1 protein-coding gene and 1 pseudogene are annotated in these 950 nt (G+C 67.3%); both read left to right on the top strand.

Annotated features, from left to right (window positions below; genetic code table 11):
• A partial coding sequence (locus tag ON21_RS30290) for a helix-turn-helix domain-containing protein (RefSeq protein ID WP_039803611.1) occupies positions 1–209 on the top strand: 209 nt, incomplete at its 5' end.
• A gap of 99 nt (positions 210–308) precedes the next feature.
• Positions 309–950: pseudogene (locus tag ON21_RS30285) on the top strand (hypothetical protein); the annotation flags it as partial.

Raw genomic sequence — 950 nt, 5'->3', positions numbered from 1 at the left:
CCACCGCGCCCCAGCGGATCAACACCGATCTGCTCGCCGCGCTCTGCGACATCCTGCACTGCCAGCCCAACGACCTGCTGGAACCGGTCGCCACCCACACCGAGCAGACCCGCACCGGCACCGACGGGAACCACGTGGAAGGTCTTGGGATCGGAGACCTACGGCCCGTCCGAGCCGTCGTGCGCCGACCACACGAACCGAACGCATAGATGGGGCGCACGCCTGCCCCCACGACCGGTTGCGCGCACTGCGGCCAGCTCAAACGCTGCACACGAATCATCCTCGGGCAGAGTGTCTGTCCGAACTGCGTGCTGCGGTTCCGGCGCGCTCCCGGCTGCTGCCCGCACTGCGGCCAAGCGAAAGTGCTGGCGTTTCACGACGATCACCGCAGACCCGCCTGCGCGAGCTGCACCGGCAACGACCCCGTCTACGCCTGCCCGCGATGCGGCCGCGAAGACAGGCCCTACGGCCACCTCTGCTCGGTCTGCACGCTGCAGGACCGAGCTACCGCGCTGCTCGCCGACGCCTCCGGCCACATCCATCCGCGCCTGCAGCCCGTCTTCGACGCGTGGATGGCCGGCAAGGACCCGCGTTCCACGCTGCAATGGATCCGCAAACGATCCAGCAGCCCAGAAATCCTGCGCGCGATGGCTCTCGGTGAGCTTCCCATCTCTCACACCACATTCGACGATCTGCCCAGCACTCGACCGGTCAACTACGTTCGTGATCTGCTCACAGCCACCGGTGTCCTCGAGCCCTACCAGCCGCTCATCGCGCGAACCACGCACTGGCTGGGCGAGGTCCTCGAACTGCTGCCCAAACACCACGCCGACCTCATCCACCGCTTCGCCCGATGGCACCTGTTGCGTCGGCTGCGACTTCTCGAAGCACAGGACAAAGTCACTCGCGGCGCCGTGCAGAACGCCCGAGCCACCGTGCTCACAGCGATC

The organism is Nocardia araoensis NBRC 100135 (genome assembly GCF_000308435.1).
Classification (GTDB): Bacteria; Actinomycetota; Actinomycetes; order Mycobacteriales; family Mycobacteriaceae; genus Nocardia; species Nocardia araoensis.
Note: the sequence above shows the minus strand (reverse complement) of the source record. Positions and strands in the feature narration are given on the sequence as shown.